Raw genomic sequence first — 19688 nt, forward strand, 5'->3', positions numbered from 1 at the left:
GCACCACCACAGGTGCCCTCACCACACATTCCGCGAACATCGCGAAAGGGGCTACGGGTGGACATCCAGCCGTACACCAGCACCGAGTCGCTCGCCGTCGGCCGCCCGTGGCTCATGAGCATGCTCGGCATCGAAGCCAACGAGACCGTCACCCTCGACCTCACCCAGTTCGACGAGAACCTCCACTGGACCGAGGCCTCCGCCTACCAGCCCGAGCGGAAGCTGAAGTCCGGCATCCCCCTGGGCAAGCTCACCGCGTCCGGCCTGTACGCGCCGTACAACGCCGTCTCCAACGAGGTCCAGACCCTCACGGTGACCGGCGCGCCGACCGGCGGCACCTTCACCATCACCTGGTCCGGGCAGACCACCGCCGCGATCGCCTACAACGCCACCGCCGCGCAGGTCCAGGCCGCGCTGGAGGCGCTGTCGAACATCGCGCCCGGCGACGTCGTCGTCACCGGCAACGCCGGCGGCCCCTGGACCCTCACCTGGGGTGGCACGCAGCTCGGCGAGAACGTCGCCGCGCCCACCACCACCGAGTCGTTCACCGGCGGCACCACCCCGGACATCACCATCGCCACCACCACCGCCGGCGGCGCAGCAGCGACCGCGGACGGCGCGGACGTCTTCGCCGGGTTCCTCTTCACCGAGGTGTCCTTCTACCCCGGCGCCACCAAGGCCGCCGCACCGCTCATGGTCCACGGACAGATCAACCCCGCGCAGCTGCCCGTCGCGTTCGACCCCACCGACGTCCCCGACGGCTCCAACAAGAGCTTCGTCTACAAGGTCTGATCAGGAGAACTGAGCCATGCCGAACGACATGCTGGAAGTCCTCCTGCGGGACATCAACCCCACGGTCATCAACGCTTTCGTCCGGGAGATCCAGACCCCGGCCGACTACCTGCTGACCCAGTCGGTCATCCCCGAGCGGACCGTCGACTCGGTCAAGTACCAGATCCGCGGCGGAAGCCGCCGGGTCGCCGCCGCCTCCTACCGCGCGTGGGACGCCCAGACCAAGGTCGCCTCGCGGGAGATCAGCCGCTGGGTCACCGAGGGCAAGCTCCTGCCCCTCGGGCAGAAGTACATCGTCGGTGAACTCGAGACGATCCTGCAGAACGTCTCCCGCGGCATGGACGGCCAGGACCTCGTCGACACCATCTACGACGACGTCGCCGCCCACGTGCTGTCCATCAAGCACCGCATGGAGCTCGCCGCCGGCGACCTCCTCGTCGACGGCAAGTTCACCCTCGTCGGCGAGAACGGCCTCACCCTCGAAGCCGACCACAAGGTCCCCTCGGCGAACATGCCGACCGCGGCCGTCGACTGGTCCGACCCCACCGCCGACATCCTCGCCGACGAGATGGCCTGGATCGAGGTCCTGCGCGCCTCCGGAGCCCCGATGCCCACCCGGGCGCTCACCTCGTACAAGACGTGGGCGTACATGCTGTCCAACGACTCCTACCGGGCCGCCTACTACGGCAGCGTGAACTCCGCCTCCACGATCCCCACCGCCGTCCTCGCCCGCAACGAGGTCAACGTCGTCCGCGACCGGTACGGGCTTCCTCCCATCACCACGTACGACGTGAAGATCCCCCTGGACGACGGAACCGACAAGCGGCCGCTGCCGGAGAACATGTTCTTCCTGCTGCCGCCCGACACCCGCCAGATGGCCGAGACCCAGTACGGGCTCACCGCCGAGGGCATCGTCCTGTCCTCCGGCTCCAACCCGTCCATCGTCCGCGAAGAGGCCCCCGGCATCATCGTGACCTCCGGCTACCAGGACGACCCGGTCCAGGTGTGGACGAAGGCATCCGCGGCCGCCCTGCCGGTCATGTACACCCCGGACATCCACATCGCAGCGACGGTGTGGTGAGCCATGGGCGCCCAACTCGCAGCGACCGTGTTCGTGCGCGATCCGGAAACCCGCCAGATGGTCGAGCTGCACCCGGGAACTCTCCCGGAGCCCCGGCTGGCCGCCCTGGTGACCAACCCGGCCGCATGGGTGGACGGGAAGCTGCCCCGCCTGCCCAAGACGACCCCCGACAGCCCGGACACCCCTCAAGGGCCCGGCGGCGGCCCGGACGGCGACTCTGGCGCCGCCTCCGGCCCCGACGGGCCTGAACAGCCCGCCCTGGACGACCAGGCCGCCCCCGCGGCCAAGAAGACCGCCGCCAAGAAGACGGCGGCCACCAGCCGGTCCCGGGGCCGGAACGCCGCCGACAACGGCGGCGAATAAGCGGGTGCGGGCCCGCCCCTGTGGTGGGGGCGCCAACCGGCGGGCCCGCACCCGCACACCCCCTCTACCGCCCCCTGGAGGACACCCGTGGACACCGCCGTACAGGCCTGGCTGCTCTCCCAACTCGGCACCGCCACGCCGCTCGCCGACCTGACCTCCCGCTACACCCGGCTCGGCACCGCCCGCAAGGTCGCCCTCGAAGTCCTCAACGAGCGCCTCGCCAACCTCCGCGCCCAGGCCGCCACCGTCAACGTCTCCAGCGTCGTCTCCGTCTCCTTCACGGAGAACATCCGGGCGTACGAGCGGCAGATCGCCGCCCTCGAAGCCGACGGCTCCCCTGCCCCCGACGAAACCCCCACCACCGGAGACGACGTCACCGTCCTCGGCACGTTCCAGCTCGTCGAACGCAGGCGCCGATGACCACCCCCGTACGGCGCGGCCGGACCCTGCGCGCACGCCTCCTCGCCTACATCACCGACGCCGTCGCCCGCCTCTCCCGCGCCTGGTTCATCCTCACCAACGCCCAGACCCGGCTCCTGAACGCGCTCGCCCTGATCCGGCCCGGCCGCGGCTCCACCGCCCGCGTACGCGCCGCTGTGGCCGTGTTCAACACCTCCCTGGCCGCGTTCACCCGCGCGGCGATGGCGTTCGCCGAACGCTGGGCTGCAACCGACCTGCCCCTCATTTACCGCGAGGGCGCATGGACGATGATCGATAACGCGGGCCGCAGCATCGACCTGTTCACCTGGACCGCCCGCCACCAAGCGGCGATCACCGGGACGTCCGCGCAGTACTACGCCGACCTGACCGCCCGCATTCAGGAAGCCATCCGCCGCGCCCGCGTCTTCCTGCGCGCCGCCCAGGACGCCGCCCGCGCCACCGCAGCCCGCTTCGACACCGCCCGCCTCCTGCGCCAGCACCCCCTGGACACCGTCGTCTACGCCAACAACGCCCGCCACCCCGTCGACGCCTGGGCCCGCTCCGCGATCACCTGGCAGGCAGTCACCACCGCCAACACGGCAGCCTGCCGAACCGCCCTCGACGAACTCGACGTCAGCTACGTCGAGGTCCGCGACGGAGCCGACTGCGGATGGGCCTCCCACGACGACCCCGACCGCGCGAACCGGACCCTACGCACCGTGCAGGACGCCCTCGCCCACCCCACCGCACATCCGCACTGCATCCGCGAGTTCCTGCCCCGCCTCGACCTGATCGGCCGCACCGACATCGCCTCCGGAGCCGCCCTGTGAGCACCGTGCATGTGGAGCCGATCGGCGACCTGATCGAGCACGACACCAGCGGGACACCGTGCGTCTGTGGGCCCCGGGAGCGTCCGGTGAAGGCAGATGACGGATCCGTGGGGTGGGTGGTCGTGCACAACTCGCTGGATGGCAGGGAGCGACACGAAGGGGAACCGAAGTGACCCAGACGCCCGCTCAGCCGCAGGCGCGCGGTGTGCGGATCGACGCGCAGCCCGGCCACGCCGCCATCACCCTCGACGGCAACGCCCTGCCCCCAGGGACTGTCACCGGGTACGTCCTCGAGCACTCCATCGCCGACTCGCTGCCCCTGCTGATCCTCCACACCCGGCAGCCCGATGGCTCCGTTTTCGAAGGCCTCGCCCGGGTTGCTGTCGGCGTCCCGAAGACCCCCGGCGATCTGATCGCCGCGTTCCTCGCCGAGGTCGACCCGGTCCTCCTCGACCAGGAGGCCCTGAACCGGTCCGACTACGGCGGCGGCCCCGGCGCGACCGCGCGCGCCATGCTCGCCGTGCTCACCGAGTGGGTGCGTGGCGGGAAGGGCGGCTCCTGATGGCCCTCGACCTGTCCGGGATCACCAAGGTCGTTGAGGACCTCATCCCGTGGGACACCGTCCGCATCACCGCCCCGGCGCCCGGGCCACCGGTCTTCAACGACGCCACGGGGGAGTACGTGTGGCCGGAGGCCGAGACGCTCTACGAGGGCCGCGGCGCTGTCCAGACCGCCGGAACGGCCGCCGAGGTCGTAGCCATCCCGGGGGCGAACCTGCCGTGGGCGGCCGAGACCCGCTCCAAGTACCGGCTCCTCACCCCCCTCGAAGCGCCTGTCATGGAGAAGGACCAGCTGGTCTCCGTCGTCGCGATCCACGGCGGCGGTGACATGGCGCTGCTCGGGCGGCAGTGGCGGTCCCAGGACCCAGGAGGCGCTGGCACCCTGTCCGTCGTCCGTATCACCGCCCTGGACCAGGTCCAGCAGACCCGGGAGGTGCCGTGATGGACCTGGAGGACCTCGCGCCCCGACTGGAACGGTGCGCCGACCGTGTCGGCCCGGAGCTCGACCGGACCGTGCAGCAGCAGGCGCGGCTCCTGCGCGCCCTCATCACGGAGAACGCCTCCGGCCGTCCGGGACCGAACGTCATCACCGGCGACTACCGCGGCTCCTGGAAGGTCGAGCCGTTTCCCGTCCCGGACGGCGGCGGGGCGGAAGTCGGCACCGACCGGCCCCAGGGCCGCCGCCTCGAATACGGCTTCTACGACATGACCGACAGCCTCGGCCGGCACTTCTTCCAAGTACCCCGGCCGCACGTGGAGCCCGCGGTCAACGAGCTGTCACCCGAGTACAGGCAAGCATGCGGCGATGCCGTGGACCGCATCTTCGGGGGCCCGTGATGATCGACCGAAGGCCCGTCACAGCCGCTCTGCGCGCCCTGCTCGCCACCCTCACCGGGAAACCGGTGGGCCTGCGCACCGTGCCCATCAACCCGGACACCGGCCAGCCCTACCCGCCCCCCTACACGCTGCTGTACCCGCTCGACCAAGACGACGACGATGGCACCCTCGCCGGCAACGACAAGGCCGCCATCGCCACCTACCAGGCCACGTTCGTGTCCGGCCCGACCCCAGGCAAGCCGGACAGCCGCGGCACGGACGAACAGGCGCAGTGGCTGGCCGACAAGGGACGCAAGGTCGTCGAACGGGCGCCCGGCGGCGGGCCTGGCTATCTGCACCCGCTGACCATCCCCGGCGTGCACTGCTGGTACCGGGAAGCCAGGGAGGCCGGGGGAACACCCGACGCGAACGATGCAATCATCACCAGTGTGATCCGTTACCGGCTGCACCTGGAGGAAGCCCAGGCGTAGGCCAACCGCCCGACATTGGGCGGCAGATGTACCGCACCGCGGCGGGACCCCACGCGGACGACACCCCATCAGGTGTCCGCCACACCACCACGTGTAGCAGGGGCCCCCACGATCGGCCCCTATCCGTAAAAAGGGGCCACCATGCCGAGGTTCAACCGGAAGACCCTCACTCGCATCATGTTCCTGCCGACCGTCGCCTCCACCGCGCTGCTGCCGACCCGCGCGGAGATCACCGGCGGCACGGACCTGACCGACAACATCAGCGCGATCGACGGCTGGTCGCTGGAGAACCAGCCCATCGAGACCCCCGACATGGGCTCCACGTTCGTCTCGAAGATCGACGGCGACGACAGTGCCGCCGACAGCTCCCTCACCTTCTACGAGGACAGCACCGCCGACGACATCGAGACCGACCTCGCCAAGGGAACCTCCGGCTTCATCGCGATCTTCTCCAAGGGCGACATCGCCTCCGCGAAGGGCCTCGACGTGTTCCCGGTCAAGGTCGCCTCCAACTCCAAGGCCTACACGGCGGACAACGAGGCCGCGAAGATCACCGTGCAGTTCGTCATCACCGACCGGCCGGCGTTCAACCAGACCGTTCCCGCGATGACCTGACGGACCGCCTTCTGTCCGTCTCCCTCATGCCCCCGGCCGGGCCCACCGCTTCGGGAAGGGCGCTCTGGCGCCCGGCCGGGCCTTCCCACCCCAAGGACCGCACATGACCAGCACCAGCCCCGCCCCGGCCTGGGACGAACTCCAGCGCAGGCTGGACAGCCTCAAGCCCGCCACCTCCACCTTCACCATCTGCGACGACGAGAAGCTGCGCATCCGGCTCGGGCAGGCCAAGGCCGAACTCGCCAACGCCGAGGCCCGGCTGAAGGCGGCCGGCGACGAGGCCGCCGACACCACGGCCGAGGAACACCGAGCGGAACGCGCCCGCACCGAACTCGCGGCCGCGCAGGCGGCGCACGACGAGCGCGCGGTCACCCTGCGGTTCAGGGCCATCCCCCGTAAGCAGCTGGCGGCCCTGGAGCGCGAGCACCCCGCCAACGAGGAGGAAGAGGCCAACGGCGAGGAGTTCCACATGGACGACTTCGCGCCCGCCGTCATCGCCGCCGCGTCCCTGGACGGCATGCCGCTCGAGTACGCCATCACCTGCATGACCGAGTGGTCCGCAAGCGACTCCCGCGACCTGTTCAGCGCCGCCTACGGCATCCAGCACCGCAGCCGCTCCGACCTGGGAAAAGGCTGATCGAGGATGCCTCCTTCCGCGCAGAGATGGAACTGTGCGACCGCTGGGGCATCCCCCACAGCCACTTCCGTGGCCACGGCGACGGAACCTGGACCGGCCTCGACCGCCGCAAGGCCCTCGCCTACGCCGCCTACCAGCGCACCGTCTGCCCCGGCTGCGGAACCCGCCCGGACGAGTGGGACGCATCCGCCGGCGGAGACGAGGACGCCTACACCGCGATCACCCACCGCTGCATCGGATGCCAGATCCTCACCGACCGGCAGAAGACCGTACCCACCACGGACGAAGGGCACGGCGTGAAAGTCATGCTCATCCCCACCAGCGTCCACGCCGCCCTCGCCGTCGCCCGAACCCAGCACGAGCACCACTAGCCACCCCGGAAGGAGGAGACCGTGTCGCAGTGGAACCTGTCCGTGCGGCTCGACGCACGCGGCTCCTCACTCGGCCGCACCCTGCGTCAGGACGCCCAGTCCGCGCGCGCCCTGACCCGCGATATCGCCGCCGTACGCCGCGAGATCCGCGCCCTGCGCGCGGAAGCCGCCCGCCGTATCGACCTCAACGTCCGGATCAACGCCAACAACTCCGGAACGCAGACCACCCAGCGCTCCATCAACCAGCTCGGCCGCACCGCCACCACCACACGGGCCCAATTGGGCCGCATGTCCGGGCAGTCCCGCACCACGGCCCGGGACCTGCGCCGCCTGGCCGACGAGGCGACGCGTGTTGCCCGCCAGTTGCAGCGCGTCGACCGCGACATTCAGGTCCGCATCTCCCTGGACGACGGCAACATCGCCCGCCGTTCCGCCGCCACGGCCGCCGCGCTGAACTCCGTACGCGACGCCGCACAGGACACCGGGCGGGCCCTGCTCTCCCTGGCCGCCCGCGCCCGCATCACCGCCCGGCAACTCGACGACCTCACCGACAGCGCCCGCCGCTCCAACACCGCCCTACGCGGCCTGGACCGCCGATCGCAAAGCCTGGACGGCCGCCTGAGCAGCCTGTCCACCCGCACCCGGACCCTGCGCAGCGACATGGACGACCTCGACGGGTCCGTCACTCGCGTCTCCGGCCGCCTTGGAGGACTGCGCGGCAACATCGGCACCCTGAACCAGGCGGCCAACCGGTCCTCCGGCGGCACCCGCAGGCTGATGATGGCCGCCGTCGGCCTGGCTACCGCGCTCATCCCGATCGGCGCGTCTCTCGCCCCCATCGCCGCGGGCCTGGGCGCCGCCGGCGCCGGGACGATCGCCTACGGCCTGGCGATCGCCTCCCAGGTCGCGCAGATCGCCGAGGCGTCCGACGCGCAGAAGAAGTACAACGACGCCGTCCGCGAGCACGGCCGCGGCTCGCAGGAAGCGGCCAAGGCCCAACTCGCCCAGCAGCAGATCCTCAGCGAGATGACTCCCGAAACCCGGGAGGCCGCCGCGGCACTCGGTGTCCTGAAGGACGAGTACCGGGACTGGTCCGACGAACTGTCCGGCGACACCATGCCCGTCGTCACCAAGAGCCTGCAGCTGTTCACCGCCGCACTGCCCAAGGCCAGCCCGATGGTGCGCGGCATGTCGGACGAACTCGAACACCTCCTCGACGTCGCCGCCGGCGGCATGCAGACTCCCGGCTTCGACCGGTTCGTCGACAAGCTGGACGACACCGCCTCCGGGGCGCTCGCCCGCATGACCAGCGGCCTGGTCAACTTCACCCAGGCCCTGGACACCGGGCAGATCAACAGCGACGTGGAGGAGTTCTTCGACTTCGCGCACGAGGTCGGGCCCGAAGTCGCCGACACGCTCAGCAGCATCGCCCGCGCCTGCCTGCACCTGCTGGTCGCCGCCTCCGACATGGGCGTGTCCGTCCTCGGCGCCGTCGACACCGTCGCCGACCTGATCAACGCCGTCCCCGAAGAGGCCCTGTCCACCTTCATTCAGGCCTACGCCGCCCTGAAACTGCTCTCCCTCGGCATCGGCCTGGTCGGCTCGGCCGCATCAGCGGGCGCGGTTGCTCGGCTGGCCGCCTACTTCGCCGTCATGCGCGCCGCCGGCGTCGGCACTACCCTGCGCGCCACCGCCGCCAGCATGACCCGCACGCAGAAGGCCGCCGTCGGCCTGGGCGTCCTCGCGATCGCCGCGATCGGCATCGACCGGCTCGCCGACAGTGCCCGCGGCGCCCCGCCGGACGTGGACCGCCTCACCACCAGCCTGAAGAACCTCTCCCGGACGGGGGAGTTCACCGGCGAGCTGAAGAAGACGTTCGGCAGCGTCGACGGCCTGGTGAAGAAGTTCAAGCAGCTTGAGCAGTCGACCAAGGACCAGGAAGAGTACGTCGACTCCTTCGGCAAGCACGGCGTGGGCGCCCTCGACGACCTGCGCCGCTCCGCCTACGAACTGTTCGACGACTTCCGCTCGGGCGAGGACTCCCTGAGCGCGTTGGAGGACGACTTCAAGGGCCTGGACGAGGCGTTGGCGACGATGGCGTCGTCCGGGTACGCCGACCAGGCCGCCGCCGACTTCAAGACGATGGAGACGGCACTCAAGGAGGCGGGCTACTCCACCAAGGAGATCAGCGAGGTTTTCCCCGAGTACACGGATGCCGTCGCCGCACTGAAGGCGGAGCAGGATCTCGCTGCGCAGGGGATGGGGGTGTTCGGGCAGCAGGCGATCGCCACCAAGGGCAAGCTGGACGCGCAGAAGGCCTCCGCGGACGGCCTGCGGGCGTCCATCGTCGCCCTCAACGACGTCAACCGGGCCGCCGGGTCGGCCATGTCTGCGTTCGAGCAGTCCATCGACGACGCCACCAAGGCCGCCAAGGACCACGCCGGCGTCCTGAAGATGCGCGACGGCGAACTCGACCTCGGCTCCGACAAGGCCCGCGACGCGGAGAAGGTCCTCTCCGCGCTGGCCGCGAACACCGACGCCGCCGCTACCGCTGCTCGCGAGCAGGGCAAGTCCTGGAAGTACGTCAACGGCATCTACGACGAGGGACGCGACACCTTCATCAAGGCCGCCGACGACATGGGCCTGACCCGTGAACAGGCCGAACTCCTCGCCGACTCCTACCTGAAGATCCCGGACAAGAAGTCGACCCTGTTGGAGATGCGGACCGAGGACGCCGTCGCCGGCCTGGACGCGGTCATCCGGAAGATCGAGGACACCCCGAACGCCAAGAGCGTCAAGGTCGACGCCCTCACCAGCGATGCTGTTGCCCTGCTGGAGTCCCTCGGGTTCACCGTCACCGAACTGCCCGACGGCCAGTTCGAGGTGACGGCCGACACTGGGAGCGCGAAGGGCAAGCTGGACAGCCTCAAGGAGACCCGGGACGGCATCGAGGACAAGACCATCGTCCTCGACGCGGTCACCCTGGACGCGATCGAGGGCCTGAACGGCGTCATTCAGAAGATCAAGGAGACGCCGGGCGCTAAGTCCGTCACCGTCAGTACCCTCTCGGCCGGGGCGATCGCCGCGCTGGAGAACGTCGGCTTCAAGGTCACCACCCTGCCCGACGGCAGCGTCACCGTGACCGCCGCGACCGGCACGGCGATCGCGAACATCGGCGCCGTCCAGGGTGCCCGCGATGCCCTTTCCGACAAGTCGATCACCATCACTACCCGGCACGTCACCATCAACGAGACCGTCGACAACACCGCCTCCAGCCTCGCCGACGCGCTGCGCAGGCAGGCCAAGAACGCCCGTGTCGACGGCGGCGTGTTCGACTACTACGCCGACGGCGGCATCCAGCGCGGCGGCGTACGCCACTTCGCCTCTGGCTCCGAGAACCACGTCGCGCAGATCGCCCGCGGCGGATCGTGGCGGGTGTGGGCGGAGGACGAGACCCAGGGCGAGGGCTACGTCCCCTTCGCCCGCTCCAAGCGGGTACGGTCCCGCGCCATCACCGAGGAGATTGTGCGCCGCCTGGGCGGCGACCCCCAAGGCATTCAGTGGAACGCCGACGGAGGCGTGACCGACTGGCGATACGACCCGCAGACCGGCTCCCTGTACTCCTCCTCCGACGCCGGATCCGCCGGCCGGAAGACGAAGAAGGTGAAGATCAAGGGCAAGGTCAAGGAGATCGAGTACTTCGACGTCGGCGCCGTCGAGAAGAAGCTGAAGTCCGCTTCCAAGGCCACCCAGGCGTGGAACAAGGACCTCGAGCGGGTCGCGGACCGGGTCGGCGGGGACGTCGCCGAGGCGCTCGCCGCGATGGGCGAGGACGGGGTGAAGCTCGCCGACAAGATGGCCAAGGGCTCCACCAAGTACATCAACCAGATGGCCAAGGCGCTCCGTGACCTGCAGAAAACCGCGAAGGCCTCGCTGACCGACTACACACGGCAGTTGGACAAGGCCAACAAGCTGGACAAGGACTTTGCCGCGAACCTGGCCAAGCTGGCCGGACAGGGCTACGGAGACCTGGCCTCCCAGCTGGCCGAGCAGAACGACCAGGCCGCCATGGACCTGGCCGCGGCTGCGGTGAAGGACAAGGGCAAGGCGTCCAAGGCGAATAAGGCCGCGAAGACCGCGAACAACGCGCTCACCGCCGACCAGGTCTCCCAGCTCGTCGCCGTGATCGCCGCGATCACCACCTCCAAGACCGGCATCCACGACGTCGCCGCGAAGACCGGCCTGGGCGAAGACGACATCATCGACGTCGCCACCAAGGCCACCGGCCAGATCAAGACCGCACTCGGCTCCCGCGCCAGCCGCTTCTTGGCCGACCTGGCCAAGGCACAGAAGGGCATGGCCTACGAGAACGGCGGCATTCGCGCCGGGATGTACGCCACCCAGGCCGGCATCATCCGGTTCGCCGAGCCCTCCACCCACGGCGAGGCCTACGTGCCCTTCGCCCCCTCCAAGCGCGGCGCCGCCACCGCGGTCCTGTCCAACGTGGCCTCCCGGTTCGGCCTCGGCCTGACCGACGCGGGCGCGGGCCGGGTCGTCGTCATCCGCGAGCAGGGCCCGCTGGTGGGATCCCAGGTCTACAACGTCACCTCCGGCGGCAGCGCCGAGGAGACCGCCCGCAAGGTCGAAGACCGCAGCGGCTACCAACTGCGCCGCCTGGCGCGCGGCGGAGTAGGAGCACGCTCATGAGCACCCCCACCCCGCTCGAGGACAACCAGCACCAGCTCGGCGCCGTCCTCATCGGCACCGGAACGCAAGTTCCCGTCGCCGCGATCGAAGGCCTCGGCCAGCCCGAGGTCCGCAGCCAGGACATCGAACCGCCCGGCGAGGACGGGCTGTGGCTCGGCACCGACTACTACAGCGGCCGCACCATCCGTATCGACGCCGGCATCAAGACCCCCGGCAGCCAGGACGCCGCACTCACCGTCCTCGCCGCGCTCCAGGACGACGCCGACACCCCGGCCGTACGCGGCTCCGGCGGCACCACCATGGACCTGCGGCTGAAGTTCCCCGGCCGGGCCGCCCGCGTCGCCCGCGGCCGGCTGCGCAAGCTCTCCCCGGACCTGTCCAAGTCCATCACCGGCTGGATCCCCCTGGACATCGAGTTCCAGGCCCAGGACCACCTGTATTACGCCGACACCCCCGAGTCGACGTCCATGCCGCTCGGGTCGCTGACCGAGGGCGGCATCACCTTCCCGCTGGTGTTCCCCTTCACGATCGCCGGGGAAGCCTCCGCGATCGCCCGACCGGGCTACCTGCAGGTCGAGGGCACCGCGCCGACGTGGCCGGTGCTGCGGGTGAACGGGCCGTGCGCCAACCCGACGATCACCCACATGGGGAGCGGACGCACCCTGACCGTGCAGACCAGCCTCGCGGCGGGGGAGTGGGTGGAGCTCGACACCCGGCCCGGCTGGCGGACCGTCCTACGGGAGAACGGCGGCAGCGCCCCCCTGTCCGCCACCTCCCGCATCGACCAGTTCGTCCTCGCCCCCGGCCTGAACGAGATCCGTTGGTCGGCAACCGACCTGACGCTCACATCCACGCTGGCCGTCACCTGGTGGCCCGCCTACAAGGCCCTGTAGGAGGAGCCCGACATGGCACTCGAATCGACCCCGATGGCCGTCACCGGCGGCGAGCACTCGGCGCAGATGTTCCGAATGATGGTCCGCGACCTGGCGCGCGGCAACCAGGGCATCACCGAAGGCGCCCACCTCAAGGTGACCGCCCTGTCCACGCCCGGCGCGGGCGTACAGATCGCCGACGGATCCGCCGTCATCAAGGGCGTCTTCAGCCCCGTCCAGGGCCACTACAGCGTCTACAACATGGGCTCCGACACCGTCGCGATCGGCGCGACCGGCGGCACCCCCCGCTCCGACATGCTGATCCTGCGCGTCCAGGACCCCGACTACGAAGGCACCCTGGACCCGTCGGAGTCCGCGTTCTTCGACGTCGTCACCAACGTCTCCAGCTCCGCCACCACCGTGCCCTCCGGCTACTCGGCGATCCCCCTGGCCCGCATCGACATCCCCGCCTCCACCGCGACCATCACCAACGCGATGATCGTGGACCTCAGGCAAGTCGCCAACCCGCGCCGCGAACGCCTCCTGCTGCCGTACTACGCCGCCGACCCGCTGGTGGAGATCTCCGGGACCTCCGAGACGTGGAAGACCCACCCCGCGCTGCCGTCCGCGTCCCCGGCCGGAGAGATGTTCGAAGTGCCCATCCCCGCCTGGGCAGCCCAAGCCAAAGTCGTCTTCAGCGTGGACGGTCTCCGGCTCGTCGACGGCAACGTCTTCGGCGGCTTCCGCTTCATGCTCGGCACCAAGGAGGCCGGCCAGTACGTCGGCATCGACGACAACCAGGGAAGCCCGCCCCGCCGGATCCCCGTCCGCATGGCCGAGACGATCTCCCTGACCGACACGGCGGGCGCGGCGATGCGCGGCACCACCCAGTCGTTCTACTCCCGCATGCGGACCCGCTCCACCAACGCCGGGAAGATCGGAGTGGACGGCACCACCACCTTCATCGCCGACATCGAGTTCACCGAGGGCCCCCTGTAATGGGCCGGTGGCGGTACTTCGCGCAGCACGCCCTCACCGGGGACATCCTCCACCCCGCGCTTCCGCTGTCCGCCGTCCAGTTCGGCAACGAGCTCAACGGGCCCGGAAGCTTCTCTGCCACCCTCGCCCCGAAGTGGGTGGCCGCCAACGCCGCCCTCATCACCCCCGGCACCACCCTCATCTACGCCGAAGCCGACGGCTTCCTGCGCTGGGGCGGCCTCATCTGGGACATCGAGGCCGAGGACGCCGAGTACCGGATGGAGGCCGCCTCCTGGTCCAGCTACCTCACCAGACGGCACGACGAACACGGACAGCTCGGCGGCCGCGGCCCCTACGTCTTCCAGGACCCGTGCGTCATCATCCGCGACATCTGGGACTACGCCCAGGAACAGCCCGACGGCGACCTGGGCGTCATCGTCGACGCCACCACCTCGAGCGCCAAGGCTGGCACCCCAGCCGAACCGTGGAACTCGTTCTGGTACGAGACGCCCAACCTCGGAGACCACCTCGACGACCTCGTCTCCGAGGACGGCGCCCCGCAGTACACCAACACCTGCTCCTTCCAGGCCAACGGCAGCATCGAACGCCGTCTTCGCCTGGGCTTCCCACGCCTCGGGGCCCGCCGCACCGACATCTCCTTCACCACCGGCATCAACATCGTCGACGCCGTGCCCGTCCGCTACTCCGGCGACACCTTCGCCAACGTCGTCATTGCCACCGGCTCCGGCGAGGGGACCGCCACCCGCTACGCCGTCGACCCCGCCCGCGACGGCCGCCTGCGCATGGAGAGCGTCCTCGCGCTGCCGAATGTCAACGGCAACGACGTCCTCGGCCGCCGCGCGCGGGCCCGCCGACGGCAGCTGCAGGTGATGGGGCAGGTCACGCAGATCACCGTTCGCGACCACCCCGCGGCCCCGCTCGGCTCGTGGCAGATCGGCGACGACGTCCGCATCGCCGTGCACAACCAGTGGGTGTCCTACACCGGCTGGGCCCGCATCCTCGCCGACTCCTACGAGCCCGGAGAACACCCCGACCGGGCCGTCCTCACCCTGCAAAGGGCCGATGCCTTCCACTACGGATCGGATTCCTCATGACCGGATCCATCGCGCGGGAACTCCACGACCTCAAGCAGCGCCTCGCCCGGGTCGAGAAGGGCCAGCGGTACGCGCACGGAGGGAGCCTGGAGAACAGCTCCCTCCTGGTCCGCGACGCCACCGGTTCCCTGCGGGGCATCGTCGGCCAGCAGGCGGACGGCACCACCGCCGTGAACGTCGTCAACGGCGCCGCACCGCCCGCCCCGTCCACGCCCACCGTCGCCCCCGCGCTCGGCGGGATCGCGGTCGGCTGGGACGGCACCTTCGCAGACGGGCAGGTGATGCCGCTGGACTGGGCCCGCATCGAGGTCCACGCCTCCACCACCGCCGGGTTCACCCCAACCTCGGACACGCTGCAGGCGACGATGGAGACCCCGCAGGGCGCGATCAGCTACCTGCCCGCGACCGACCCGACCTACGTGCGGATCCTGGCCCGCAACACCTCCGGCACCGCCTCCACCCCGACCACAGAGGTCGGACCGTACTCACCCCGCCCGGTCGCAGGGGACATCGGCATCGGCGAGATCGTCGAAACGATGATCTCCGACGGTGCCGTCACCAGCCCCAAGATCTTCGCGAACGCGGTGACCACGGCGAAACTCGCCGCCGGATCCGTCGACGCGACCGCCCTGAAAGCGGACGCGATCACCGGCAAGACCATCACCGGCGGCACCATCACCGGCTCGCTGATCCAGACCGACACCACCGGCGAGCGGATCACCATCAACGAAGCCGACGCCAACATGGTCATCGTCTACGACTCCAGCGGCACCGCGGTCGGCGAATTCTCAGCCCGCGGAGTCCGCCTCCTCGGCGACTCCGGCGCCCGCCTCTTCCTCGACCCCGACGCCACCTACCCGCACGTCCGCTGGTCCAACGCCGCCGGATCGAAATGGGCCGTCGCCCAGGTCACCGAACCCACCGCAGGTGACGCCAACCTGGAGACGTTCTGCGGAACGTTCTCCGGCAGCGGCCACACCGACATGCTCTGGCGCTCCCTCCTCGCCCGCGACGTCGCCGTCATCGAACGACTGCGCTCATCAGACCCCACTACCGTCATCGGCGGCCGCCTGCTCCTGAACGCGACCCTGGCCAACCTGGGCTTCTCCAACACCGCCACCCCGGCCGAGAACACCGGCCTGACCGTAGAGGCCAACATCGCCACCGTGGACGGAGGACGCTTCTACGTCCTCCCGCCAGCCTCAGCGAACAGCGCCATTGCCGTCGACGCTCTCACTGGGCACACCGGCAACCTGCTCCAGTTGGTCCGCGGTGGATCGGACCGCTTCCGCGTCGACAAGGACGGCAACGCCACCGCCATCGGCGCCGTCACGGCGGGCAACATCCGCGCCTCCCGCACCTCCTGCCCAGCTCCCGGGGCCGGCGGCGGCACCACCACCGCCACCGTCACCTTCTCCACCCCCATGACCAACACCCCCCGCGTCGTCCTCACCCCCGACACCACCGTCGACCCGGCCACCGTCACCATCCGCGCCTACGCCGACGGCATCTCCACCACCGGCTTCACCATCCGCTGCTACCGATCCACCAACTCATCCACGAACGTCGGCTGGGTCGCCATCAGCGACCCCGCCTAACCCCCGAGAGGACCCCTCCTGATGCTGTCCCTGCCCGACCGGTCCGGCATGATCCCCACCGGCCTCGAGGTGTTCTTCCCCATGGGCCCCGGCGAGTACGTCGAGGACGGCCCGATCCTCCGCCTCGACAAGCGGGACATCCAGACGTACACCGACCAGGACCTGGACGCCCTGATAGCCGCCCGCATCGCCCCCTACCAGGCGGCCCACCCCGACTGGCGGATCGAAGCCCACCGCGCCTGGACCTTCGGCGGCCTCCCCGGCGGAAGCGCCGTTCTCCAGGAACAAGCCCCCGAGCAGGAACAGGCACCCGAAACCCAGGAGTAGCCCGCAGCCCGGCGGCCAGGGGAACACGCGAGCCCCCAGCCCGTAGCCTGATCAACAGGGCGACCCTCCGCCCCTCGCGCCACCCCCGAGGGACGACCGCACACCGCGGTCCACCACCTTTCAGCTCGCGCGCGGGGAGACGCAGGAGCCAGGGTCACGTGCCCGAACTCACCATCCAGCAGTACCCGGTACGGCCAGGCCTCGGACGGCACCTCGTGCTCGATCCGCGCAGCCTCGCCTACCGGCGGGCCTACGACGGGCAGCCCCTGCACCCCACCGCCTGGGAACCCCGCCTCCCGGTCCTCGACCAGCGCAACCTCATCTCCCAGGACATCCACACCAGCGCCCACGGCGACGCCGCCGACGTCGACGCCCTCGGCTCCTGCACCGGCAACGCCGCCACCGCGCTCCTGTCCGTCCTCCTCGACAGGGACCGCGCGGCCGCCGCCGGCCTCGACACCCGCGACGCCGCAGCCGCCCAGCGCTTCGCGATCGACCTCTACGCACACGCCACCACCCTCGACCAGTGGCATGAGTACACCTGGCCGACCACCGACTGCGGATCGTCCGGCCTCGGCATCGCCAAAGCGCTGCGCGCCCGCGGCCTCATCAGCCAGTACGGCCACGCCACCACCGCCGAGGAACTGTGCACCCTCCTGCAGACCGGCCCGGTCCTCATGGGGATGCCGTGGCACGCGCAGTTCAGCACCCCGGACCGTGACGGCTTCATCGACGCCGTCCCCGGCTGGCTCGCCTCCCCCCTCGAAGGCGGCCACGAGGTGTGCCTGACCGCGCTCGAGTCCGTCGCTCTCGACGGCGACCGGCTGCTTCCCGAACACACCGTCCTGCGCTTCCGCAACTCGTGGGGGCGCTCCTGGGGCGACCGCGGCGACGGCCGACTCCGCCTCACCACCTACCTCGCCCTCCGCGACCAGATCGACCTGGTCCAGCCCCGAAGGGACCACGCCACATGACGCACTTCCACGTGGCCATCGACCACCTCGCCTCACCCGACCCCGACACCCCCGAGCCGCACCTGGAGACGACATACGTCGGCACCGTCGACCAGGCCCACGTCGACGAGGTCCGCGCCATCGCCGCCCTCGACGACAGCCCCCGCTGGATGAAGGAACACCCCCGCCTCGAGGGCGCGTTCATGGTCCTCCGCGACGACGGCGACCTCGACGTGTACGTGCCCGTCGACGCCGCCGAGTACCGGGTGTACGAGCCCGACCCGGACCCCAAGACGCCCGGCCCGGACGACCTCCCGCGCGGCTCCTCCGGCCCGGCCTACATCGACGGCGCCGTACGGTTCGGAAGCCAGACCGTCGGCGGAGCCATGGACACCCCCGGCAACCCGCCGCGATCCACCTGGCACACCACCGAGTCCCCGGCCGGCGGGAACTACTTCACCTCCATCGCCGCCTACCTGATCCGCGTCGGCGCCGAGCCCCAGGTCATCTACGACCCCCTGACGGACAAGCTCGGCCAGTTCGGGCCGCTCACCAAGTCGGGCCGCGCCCTGCGCAACGACGGCACCCGCCGCACGAACCGCGAGGGCAAGGTCAACATTCAGGTCGAGGTTCTCGGCCGGGCCTCCCAGCCGTGGACGAAGGGCTTCGACCCGGCGAAGAAGCCGAACTACCGCAAGCTGATCGCCGCGATGCGCGCCCACGGCATCCCTGACGTCTGGCCGGCCGGGAAGCCCGCAGGAACCGCGGCCGCCGTCGCGAAGGGGTCTCGCTCTCGCACGACCTGGCAGACCAAGGGCGGCCACTACGGGCACTGCCATGTGCCCGGAAACGACCACTGGGACCCGGGCGCCATCGACACCGGCATCGTCCCCGGCACGCCCGCCGACGACCCGGCCGAACCCGGCGAGGGAACCGGAACCCAGAGCGGCACGGGCACGTACGCGGTCCGCAAGGGCGACACCCTGACCTCCATCGCCAAGGCACACAGCACCACCGCCGCGAAGCTGACCTCCCTCAACAGCCTGAGGGACCCGGACAATCTGGTCGTCGGCCAAACCCTGAAGGTGCCAGCGAAGAAGCCCGCTGCGGTGCTCTACGAGCCGTTCCCCGGCTCCGAGTTCTTCCACGGCGGCCGCAACTCCAAGGTCATCACCGCCATGGGGCAGCGCCTCGTCGCCGAGGGCTGCGGCCGGTACGCCGAAGGCCCGGGCCCGGACTGGACGGTCGCCGACCGCCGCTCCTACGCCGCCTGGCAGAAGAAGTACTCCAAGGCCAACAACCTGGGATGGACCGACGCCGATTGCGACGGCATCCCCGGCAAGGCCTCTTGGGACGCCCTCAGGGTCCCGAACGTCTGACCCACCCCCCTGCCCCTCTTCCCTTCTCCCCAACTGGAGACCATCGTGAGGATCCTGGGCCGAGAGCCCGTCTACATCCTGGCCTTCGTGGCCGTCGCCCTGAAGCTGTCGTCCGCCTACGGCCTCGAGGTCACCGCGGACCAGCAGGCCGTCATCATGGCCGTCCTGTCCGGCGTCGTCGCCCTCGTCGAAGCGATCGTGCTGCGCACCGGCGCTGCGGCGGCCGCCGTCGTCAACCTGGCTCAGGCCTGCCTGGCCCTCTTCCTCGGATTCGGTCTGGACATGACCGCAGAACAGCAGGCCCTGTGGATGCTGGCCGTCGAGGGCGCCATCGCCATCTTCCTGCGCCGCGAAGTCACCGCCCCCGTCCAGGTCCTGAGCATCGAACAGACCAGTCCGCTCGACCGCACACACACCACCAGGGCCGCATAGTGCGACGCCGGGTGGCCGACTGGTTCAGCGGGCGCCTCGGACGCCGGGGCCGGTTCCTCCTCTTCATGGGGATCGGCAAGGTGTGCTGGGGCGTCGGGCTGATCGTCGAACCGCCACCCGGCATGGGCCTGTCGCTACTCACTCGCTACGCGCCGCTGCACTGCTGGGCCTGGGTATGGATCGTCGCCGGTCTGGCGGCTTTCACCTCGGCCTGGGTGCGGTTCGCTCGCGACGGCCTCGGCTTCGTCGCCGCTTCCGTCCCCCCGGCGCTGTGGGCGTTCGCCTACGGGTGGGCGGGGCTGGTCGGCGACTACAGCCGGGGCCTTTGGATCTTCGCTTGGTACATGACCT

Annotated in this window: 21 protein-coding genes and 1 pseudogene; all 22 read left to right on the forward strand. The window is 70.3% G+C overall.

What is annotated here, in order from left to right:
- The first annotated feature begins 57 nt into the window (after window positions 1-57).
- Window positions 58-792, forward strand: coding sequence for a hypothetical protein (locus HW837_RS45330; RefSeq protein WP_193382959.1), 735 nt, complete (start codon window positions 58-60; stop codon window positions 790-792).
- A gap of 16 nt (window positions 793-808) precedes the next feature.
- Complete coding sequence (locus HW837_RS45335; protein ID WP_193382958.1) at window positions 809-1873, forward strand: major capsid protein; 1065 nt, start codon at window positions 809-811, stop codon at window positions 1871-1873.
- A 3-nt stretch (window positions 1874-1876) separates the two neighbouring features.
- Window positions 1877-2236, forward strand: a complete 360-nt coding sequence (locus HW837_RS45340) for a hypothetical protein (protein ID WP_193382957.1) — start codon at window positions 1877-1879, stop codon at window positions 2234-2236.
- 87 nt (window positions 2237-2323) lie between these two features.
- Window positions 2324-2656 carry a hypothetical protein gene (locus tag HW837_RS45345; protein WP_193382956.1) on the forward strand — a complete coding sequence of 111 codons (333 nt, stop codon included), beginning with the start codon at window positions 2324-2326 and terminating at the stop codon, window positions 2654-2656.
- Entirely contained in the window at window positions 2653-3486 is an 834-nt protein-coding gene (locus tag HW837_RS45350) for a hypothetical protein (protein WP_193382955.1), read from the forward strand. Before HW837_RS45345 ends, HW837_RS45350 begins: the two co-directional genes overlap by 4 nt.
- Before the next feature lie 169 nt (window positions 3487-3655).
- Entirely contained in the window at window positions 3656-4048 is a 393-nt protein-coding gene (locus HW837_RS45355) for a hypothetical protein (protein WP_193382954.1), read from the forward strand.
- Entirely contained in the window at window positions 4048-4488 is a 441-nt protein-coding gene (locus HW837_RS45360; protein ID WP_193382953.1) for a DUF6093 family protein, read from the forward strand. The genes HW837_RS45355 and HW837_RS45360 overlap by 1 nt, the downstream gene beginning before the upstream one ends.
- Window positions 4488-4883 (forward strand): HK97 gp10 family phage protein, encoded by a 396-nt coding sequence (locus HW837_RS45365; protein WP_193382952.1) that lies wholly within the window; start codon window positions 4488-4490, stop codon window positions 4881-4883. The genes HW837_RS45360 and HW837_RS45365 overlap by 1 nt, the downstream gene beginning before the upstream one ends.
- On the forward strand, window positions 4883-5353 hold the full coding sequence (locus HW837_RS45370; RefSeq protein ID WP_193382951.1) for a hypothetical protein: 471 nt from the start codon (window positions 4883-4885) through the stop codon (window positions 5351-5353). The genes HW837_RS45365 and HW837_RS45370 overlap by 1 nt, the downstream gene beginning before the upstream one ends.
- A 141-nt stretch (window positions 5354-5494) precedes the next feature.
- Entirely contained in the window at window positions 5495-5968 is a 474-nt protein-coding gene (locus tag HW837_RS45375; RefSeq protein WP_237270676.1) for a phage tail tube protein, read from the forward strand.
- Window positions 5969-6071: 103 nt separating this feature from the next.
- Entirely contained in the window at window positions 6072-6605 is a 534-nt protein-coding gene (locus HW837_RS45380) for an efflux RND transporter periplasmic adaptor subunit (RefSeq protein WP_193382950.1), read from the forward strand.
- 26 nt (window positions 6606-6631) lie between these two features.
- Complete coding sequence (locus tag HW837_RS45385; RefSeq protein ID WP_237270682.1) at window positions 6632-6976, forward strand: hypothetical protein; 345 nt, start codon at window positions 6632-6634, stop codon at window positions 6974-6976.
- A 21-nt stretch (window positions 6977-6997) separates the two neighbouring features.
- Window positions 6998-11683, forward strand: coding sequence for a hypothetical protein (locus HW837_RS45390; protein WP_193382949.1), 4686 nt, complete (start codon window positions 6998-7000; stop codon window positions 11681-11683).
- Window positions 11680-12576 (forward strand): phage distal tail protein, encoded by an 897-nt coding sequence (locus HW837_RS45395; RefSeq protein WP_193382948.1) that lies wholly within the window; start codon window positions 11680-11682, stop codon window positions 12574-12576. Before HW837_RS45390 ends, HW837_RS45395 begins: the two co-directional genes overlap by 4 nt.
- Window positions 12577-12588: 12 nt before the next feature.
- Window positions 12589-13554: a hypothetical protein gene (locus HW837_RS45400; RefSeq protein WP_193382947.1), complete on the forward strand. Its 966-nt coding sequence runs from the start codon at window positions 12589-12591 to the stop codon at window positions 13552-13554.
- Complete coding sequence (locus HW837_RS45405) at window positions 13554-14648, forward strand: hypothetical protein (RefSeq protein WP_193382946.1); 1095 nt, start codon at window positions 13554-13556, stop codon at window positions 14646-14648. Before HW837_RS45400 ends, HW837_RS45405 begins: the two co-directional genes overlap by 1 nt.
- The gene (locus tag HW837_RS45410) at window positions 14645-16246 is read left to right on the forward strand and encodes an H-type lectin domain-containing protein (protein ID WP_193382945.1); all 1602 of its coding nucleotides are present in this window, start codon (window positions 14645-14647) and stop codon (window positions 16244-16246) included. Before HW837_RS45405 ends, HW837_RS45410 begins: the two co-directional genes overlap by 4 nt.
- 21 nt (window positions 16247-16267) lie before the next feature.
- Window positions 16268-16573, forward strand: a complete 306-nt coding sequence (locus HW837_RS45415; RefSeq protein WP_193382944.1) for a hypothetical protein — start codon at window positions 16268-16270, stop codon at window positions 16571-16573.
- A gap of 158 nt (window positions 16574-16731) precedes the next feature.
- Complete coding sequence (locus HW837_RS45420; RefSeq protein ID WP_193382943.1) at window positions 16732-17547, forward strand: C1 family peptidase; 816 nt, start codon at window positions 16732-16734, stop codon at window positions 17545-17547.
- Between the two features lie 1010 nt (window positions 17548-18557).
- A pseudogene (locus HW837_RS45425) lies at window positions 18558-18905 on the forward strand (peptidoglycan-binding protein); the annotation flags it as partial.
- Between the two features lie 45 nt (window positions 18906-18950).
- Window positions 18951-19337 (forward strand): hypothetical protein, encoded by a 387-nt coding sequence (locus HW837_RS45430; RefSeq protein ID WP_193382942.1) that lies wholly within the window; start codon window positions 18951-18953, stop codon window positions 19335-19337.
- A gap of 11 nt (window positions 19338-19348) precedes the next feature.
- The coding region (locus tag HW837_RS45435) for a hypothetical protein (RefSeq protein ID WP_193383571.1) at window positions 19349-19688 on the forward strand (340 nt) is incomplete at its 3' end.

It is taken from the genome of Streptomyces caniscabiei (assembly GCF_014930365.1).
GTDB lineage: Bacteria > Actinomycetota > Actinomycetes > Streptomycetales > Streptomycetaceae > Streptomyces > Streptomyces caniscabiei.

What these genes read in the sequence shown, in the direction of transcription:
- HW837_RS45375 (WP_237270676.1), top strand. Translation starts at nt 5,495, where the DNA reads ATGCCGAGGTTCAACCGGAAGACCCTCACTCGCATCATGTTCCTGCCG.
- HW837_RS45360 (WP_193382953.1), top strand. Translation starts at nt 4,048, where the DNA reads ATGGCCCTCGACCTGTCCGGGATCACCAAGGTCGTTGAGGACCTCATC.
- HW837_RS45365 (WP_193382952.1), top strand. Translation starts at nt 4,488, where the DNA reads ATGGACCTGGAGGACCTCGCGCCCCGACTGGAACGGTGCGCCGACCGT.
- HW837_RS45335 (WP_193382958.1), top strand. Translation starts at nt 809, where the DNA reads ATGCCGAACGACATGCTGGAAGTCCTCCTGCGGGACATCAACCCCACG.
- HW837_RS45385 (WP_237270682.1), top strand. Translation starts at nt 6,632, where the DNA reads ATGGAACTGTGCGACCGCTGGGGCATCCCCCACAGCCACTTCCGTGGC.
- HW837_RS45410 (WP_193382945.1), top strand. Translation starts at nt 14,645, where the DNA reads ATGACCGGATCCATCGCGCGGGAACTCCACGACCTCAAGCAGCGCCTC.
- HW837_RS45380 (WP_193382950.1), top strand. Translation starts at nt 6,072, where the DNA reads ATGACCAGCACCAGCCCCGCCCCGGCCTGGGACGAACTCCAGCGCAGG.
- HW837_RS45395 (WP_193382948.1), top strand. Translation starts at nt 11,680, where the DNA reads ATGAGCACCCCCACCCCGCTCGAGGACAACCAGCACCAGCTCGGCGCC.
- HW837_RS45350 (WP_193382955.1), top strand. Translation starts at nt 2,653, where the DNA reads ATGACCACCCCCGTACGGCGCGGCCGGACCCTGCGCGCACGCCTCCTC.
- HW837_RS45370 (WP_193382951.1), top strand. Translation starts at nt 4,883, where the DNA reads ATGATCGACCGAAGGCCCGTCACAGCCGCTCTGCGCGCCCTGCTCGCC.
- HW837_RS45340 (WP_193382957.1), top strand. Translation starts at nt 1,877, where the DNA reads ATGGGCGCCCAACTCGCAGCGACCGTGTTCGTGCGCGATCCGGAAACC.
- HW837_RS45405 (WP_193382946.1), top strand. Translation starts at nt 13,554, where the DNA reads ATGGGCCGGTGGCGGTACTTCGCGCAGCACGCCCTCACCGGGGACATC.
- HW837_RS45400 (WP_193382947.1), top strand. Translation starts at nt 12,589, where the DNA reads ATGGCACTCGAATCGACCCCGATGGCCGTCACCGGCGGCGAGCACTCG.
- HW837_RS45415 (WP_193382944.1), top strand. Translation starts at nt 16,268, where the DNA reads ATGCTGTCCCTGCCCGACCGGTCCGGCATGATCCCCACCGGCCTCGAG.